This window comes from Mesorhizobium sp. IMUNJ 23232 (assembly GCF_044326205.1).
Lineage (GTDB): Bacteria > Pseudomonadota > Alphaproteobacteria > Rhizobiales > Rhizobiaceae > Kumtagia.
Map to the genome: position 1 here is coordinate 1 of NZ_JBIRCY010000131.1, position 6,334 is coordinate 6,334.

Annotated in this window: 1 protein-coding gene; it reads right to left on the minus strand. The window is 55.3% G+C overall.

Going from position 1 to position 6,334, the window contains the following annotated elements; translation table 11 throughout:
* The coding region (locus ACH196_RS37580) for an RHS repeat-associated core domain-containing protein (protein WP_396651910.1) at window positions 1-5,353 on the minus strand (5,353 nt) is incomplete at its 3' end.
* Window positions 5,354-6,334 lie beyond the last annotated feature (981 nt).

A 6,334-nucleotide genomic window follows, 5' to 3' on the forward strand; every position in this document is an offset into this window, starting at 1 on the left:
CATCGAAGCCGCCCTGGCCATCGAGCGTGTTGGCAAGATCGTTGCCGGTAATGTTGTTGCTGCTGCTATTACCGGTGCCGTTCAGGGCCGTGCCCATCAGCACCAGATTCTCGACATATTTGGTCAGAGTGTAGGAGATGGTCGACTTGACCGCATCGATCTCGCCGGCGCCCGCGCTGGCCTCGATCACAACATCTCCTGCATCGTCCACGACATAGGTGTCGCCACCTGCGCCACCGCGCATCGTGTCCTTGCCAACCCCGCCATCAAGCGTGTCGGTACCATCCCCGCCATCAAGCACGTCATCGCCAGAATCACCGCTCAATAGGTCGTCGCCAGCTTCTCCAAACAGCTGGTCGTTTCCGTCTCCTCCATTGAGGATGTCATCACCGATGCCGCCGTGCTCGATATCGTCTCCAGCCTCGCCCAATGCCCTGTCATTGCCGCTGCCACCGGCAAGGCTGTCGCCGCCGGTGCCCGCGGTTATCACGTCGTTACCCGCACCTCCGTTGATCACGTTCGCGCCGGAATTGCCGAATATCAGATTATTCCCGCTGTTGCCGGTAGTATTGAGGTCGGCCGAGCCCAATAGCGCCAACTCTTCAACATTTGCAGCCAGAATGTATCCGTTGAGAAGGGTCTGCGCTCTGTCCTGACCCGACTGGACAAGCTCGACAACTGTGTCGCTGACATCGTCGACCAGATAGGTGTCATCGCCTGCGCCGCCAAACATGCGGTCGCTGCCGCTTCCGCCATCCATGAAATCCGCGCCAAGTCCACCGGTCAGCCTGTCATTGCCATTTCCACCATAAAGAAGATCATCTCCCGCCACGCCATTCAAAACATCATCACTGTCGAAGCCGGCAAATGCATCCCTGGTATCCGATCCGACCATGGTATCCACTGAAAGAGTGCCGGCCTTCGCCGATATCGGATCGTTCGACTTGTGGACAAAAATGTCGGCACTCGCATTGGTATCAGATGCGAGAATGTTCGTGGCATCGCTGATATAGGCGATGACTGAGGCATCACCCGAAATTGCAACGGCGCCAGCGTAAAGGCTGCCGAGCGCGCCCCCAGATGCGAGGGCGCCGCTATCGCTTTTGCTGACCAAGGTCATGATGTGCGCCAAGCGATCGTAGAGAAATACGTCAGCCTTGCCGTTGGCATCACCGGCAACGAGGTTAGAGGCTTCGCTAATAAATGAGACATAACGGCCATCTGACGAGACATCGACGCCCCAGGCATTGCCCGGGAATGGTCCTGTCACCGGCTTGCCGCCACTATCGCCGTTGGCTTCCACATTGCTCAGTCCGACGCTGACGCGTTCGGTGACGCCCGTGACGCGGTCGGTTATGAATACATCAGCTTTTCCGTTGGCGTCTCCAGCCACAAGATTGGAGGCATACGAGAAGTACGCGATATAGCGACCGTCTGGAGTGATCGCAGGCGCCCATGAGTCCCCGTTAGCCTGAGAGCCCCCAAGTCCCTTGGTAACGAGTGTCGTGGACTCGGCAACTCTATCGCGGACGAAAATGTCGCGTTCCCCGTTGGTATCGCCCGCCACCAAGTTGCTGGCCGAACTCACAAAAGCGACAAGGTTGCCACTTGCCGAGATCGCCGGCATTGTAGAATCGCCATTAGCTTTCGCGCTGCCGGCACCCTTCGAAATCAATTCCGTTGTTGCGAGATTTATGTCGCGCAGGAAAATGTCGGCAAATCCATTGGTATCACCAGCTACAAGGTTGGTAGCCTCGCTGACGAAAGCGACCTGCGACGCATCATACGAAACAGAGGACAGGTAAGATGCTGCGTCCCCGCCTAACCCTGCCGTCGAGACACTGATGCGCTGTGTCAGCCTATCGAAGCCCGTGAGAAATACGTCAGAGGCACCGTTGGTGTCGTCCGCGGCAAAATTGGACGCCAGGGTCGTAAACGACACCCACCAGCCGTCGCCCGAAAGCACTGGATTGAAAGAGTCGCCGTTACCTTGTTCACCAGTGGGTGTGAGAATTCGCTGAATGCTGCCCGCCGGCAGCACGATGTCAGCTGTTTGATAGAGAAAGATGTCGTTCTTTCCATTCGTATCGTCCGTGGTGATTGCGCTATCTGGACTTTCGTACGCGACCCAGCGCCCGCTTTCGTCCACCGAGACGCAGCAGTACATGCTGACGGAGGTTCCAGAGCCGTCTCCTGGACTACCATGCTGAGTTCCGCCACCGCCGGGGAAACCGTCATTGTCTGACCAAGAAAAGTCCGGCGAAGGGCCGGGGTTGCCAAAGGGGTTAATGTTCCAAGGCAGTTTCCATGTATAAGTCAGCAACACTACGAAACCGGCTCCAACGGATGGCCCGGCTTCACCTCCGGTTGGCCTACCATTCTCGTCGATCCCGAATCCGCCGTCGAAGCCCTCACCAATTCCTCCCTGTACGCTTACGCCGAATCCTTGCTGAACTGCACCGGGTCCGTAGGTTGCAGACGCACCCGCTCCATAGCCAGCCCCCCCACCGAGTTGCAAATACGTATTTCCGTAATCATCAACAATGAACCCCACACCAACAGCTGGGCCATCGCCAGCGGTTACTCCGATATTTACATAGCTCAACCCACTCGGATCAACAAAACTGATCGGATTGTTTGCAACGTATTCGTATAGGTTTGTCCCTCCATTGAGGTTTATAGGATCTCTTTCGATAAATCTGCCATCTGTATTATCATAGTACCTAGACCGCATAAAACTCAATTCCGACGAATCGGTTGAGACACCATGGGCTCCATTGAACTGAAAAGGATTGGTCGAAGTCCCAGTAACGTGTGTGACGTCACCGAACGGATCATAGAAATAGCTATCGGTGAGATTGCCGCTGCCGTTTGTGAGGCCGGTTACGTTGCCGGTAAGATCAGTTGTATAGTAGGAAGTCGAACCCGCACCAATCGCCGCCGCAAGCCCATAGCCATAGCTGTAGGTCGTCGAAAGTGTGCCACCCGAGGTATAGGTCTGCGCCACGTTGCCGAGACCGAATGGGTCGATGACATAGGTTTCAGTTATCCCGTTGTGGGTACTCGCAATACGGTTGCCGAGGGCGTCGTAGCTGTAGGACCAAGTCTGACCACCCGGACCGACCACTGCAGTCAGTTGATTCTCGATGTCGTAGGTATACGTCCATGAGCCAGAAGAGTCGGTTTTGGTCTTCAGATTGCCGTCTGCATCGTAATTGTAAGACACCCCTGTGGCGGAAGTGTACTGATTGAGGGCGTTCGCCGTGTAATTGGTCACCACCCCGTCGACTGTTGTACTGATGCGGTTGCCAGCCGCGTCGTAGGCGTAGGCGATATCCTGGTTGGCGACGGAGGCGTTGGTAGACGTGAACACAGCGTGCGTGAGTTGACCGGCTTTGTCGTAGGCATATGTCCACGTACCATCAAGTGTTGACTTGGTACTGACTTGCGAATCTATCGTATAATTGTAGACTTCCTGAGATATAACAGCGTTGACTGCAGAGAAATTTTTGATTGCCGTCACATTACCCACTGCATCGTGCGTATAGGAGGTATGTGTGCCATTGCCATTGTCGATGCGCGATAGCTGCCCGGCGGCATCGTAGCTGTATTTGACTAGTAGGCCGTCCACCCCATCCCGGAGTTCGGACAATCGGCCGGCTGCGTCATAGGAATATTTCGTGACGGTGCCATCGGGGTCGACCCGTTCGACACGGCGCCCAGCAGCATCATATGTGAAGCTTTCGGTCCGTCCGATAGCGTCGGTCACGCTCGTTAAGCGATCTGCTGCATCGTAGGTGTAGTTAGTAGCACCACCATTGCGCGCGGTGGCCGAAGTCAGGTTGCCGTGGCTGTCATAGGTGTAGCTCTCGTTGGTGCCGTCGGAGAAGTTTTTTGCAATGACGTGACCGCCGGCATCATAGGTGAACGTTGCCGTCTGGCTTCTTGCATTAGTTACCGAATGCAGTTGACCTGTGGCGGTGGCAATGAACGTAGTCTGTGTGCTGTCAGCATAGCCAATGGAGGTCAGATTGCCTTTTGCGTCGTGTCCGTAGGTCATGGTGTTGCCGCGCTGATCGGTCAGCGAAGCGATGTGCCCCAGGACGTCGTAGGATGAGGATATGGTGCCACCGAGCGGGTCGATGAAACTGGTAACGTGACCAAACGAATCGTACGCATAGGAGGCAACGCTCCCGCCTGGAGTGACGACCTTGGTCAAGTTGCCGAAATCATCGTAGCTTAGGTTGGTGGCATGGGCGTTAGCGTCGAGAACGCGAGCGATGTTGCCGTCCGAATCATAAAATAGGGTCGTCTCGTGCCCCAGAGCGTCGGTAACAACGACCTTGCCGGGCGTGCCATGGTTGTAGGTGACCTTGTCCGCATTGCCATCGTCGAACTCGGCGGTGAGGCGACCATTGGTGCCATATTCGAAGAAGTGATGCGTCCCGTCTTGATAGGTTATCGAAATCAACGCGCTGTCGGAGGGGGTGCCAGGAGCCGCTTTGTAAGCATAGGCTGTCGTGCCCGCGGCGGTGGTCACGCTCAACAGATGGGCGCCACTCGCGTCATAAGTGTAGGTGGTGACTTGCCCCTCTGAATCCGTGGCCGTGGCGACCCGGCCCTGACCATTATAGGTGAATATGAGCGATTGTCCGGTGGAAGAGGAGACCCCGATCAACTGATTGGCAACCGACCAGTTCGCGGTGACCGTGTTCCCATTGGCGTCAGTCATCGCGGCCAATCGGCCATCGGCGCGGAACTGCGCAGTGCTGCCGTCTGTCTCAGTCAGGACATAGGCGCCCGCCACCAGCGCTAGGCTGCCGAAGGCGCCGTTGTTGGCACTGAAGGTCCCGTCCGCATTCAAGGTGAATGATCGCAGAGCCCCCGGCGCCGCAATGACGACATTTCCCTTGGTGTCGGTCACGGCGGAAATGTCGAAGTTCGAAGACCAACCGTCCCCGAACATTCCTGCCTTGTTGCGGGCAAGCATCGAGCCGTCATAGGTTCTCGCCAGAAACAGGTCGATCGGCCCTCCGGACAGATTCAGATCGACGCTGCTTGCGAGGACGGTCTTCGGAAGAACGCCCGTCGACTGCAGCAAAGCAAATTGCAGCAATTCGCCCAGATCACGGGTTCCCTGCCCAATCAAGTATAACTCATTACTTTCCGGAGCCACCGCCTCAAGAAGACTATAAATCGACAGAAACGGAGGCCCAGACAAGTTATCGAAATGAAAACGCGCCTTAAACTGGTTCCAGACGTTTGTCCAATCGAGGTCAGTCACACCCGGCGGGCGCAGCAACTCTTTGTACTGATCAAGATTTATCAATACTTGCACAAACCCTTGCGCCATTTACGCCTCCCGCTCCAGATGGCAAATTTTTATAAGTATAATCCCTTCAAATATCAGGTGCGAACGCGAAGCCTTCATAGCAAACGCGCCGCTAGAATGATTTACCCTATCATGAATGCTTGGTGATTACAATTATCAATTCTAATGATACACTCTGCTAACTATGTATTGCAACTACTCGTTGCGCGCAGATCGTTTGAGATCTGTCATGGATCTCTGAAAATCTTAGTGTCGGCACTGGGTGCGGGAGGATCGATAACTGCGTCGCCTCGCGATGGCGGTGGTGTCTCCCAACCTCCGACTTGAAGCTACGTTCACATTGACGGATGCGAGAAACCGCCCACGTCAAATTCCACGATGAGGCGGACGAGACGGCTAGGGCGGCCTTCGCACGCCATCGAGTCTCGCCAAACAGCAATACCTTCCCGGCATTGCGCAATCCGGTCCCAGGAAGCGGCAATCCTCTCCCGCCGGAAGACAATGCCCAGTCGGCCAAAGGCAATCGCTTCCCGGCTTGGCGCAATGTGTTCCCACCTAACGACAATGTCATCCCGGATAACGACAATCGTTCCCAGGTTTCGACAACGCTTTTTCGGAAGTTTCCCTGATATTTTGCCTCTTCGCCTGTTACATTCCCTGTTTGCTTCAGCAAATTCCCTGTTCTTTTACCCAGGGAATTTTGCGCCAAGCCATTGATCTTGCGTGTTAATTTCTGACGCAAAAGCCGATGTGGCAGCCCAAATTGCGAATTTTTCCCTGTTTTTCCCTGTTTATCAGGGAATTTTAGCCGAGACGGGTTCTATCCAAACTGGTGGCTGCACCACCTAGTTCTCCCTCAACTGTGCCGTCTCAACCGTCTCGGAATAGCCTCGACATTTCCGTGACTTAGCAGGGTTCAGCATGTAATGTAGGCCCAAGAGACGTAGCTTTTGACGCGATTTCGGGACGTTTCGCGCCCCCGTCTCTTTTGCGCCTCCGCGC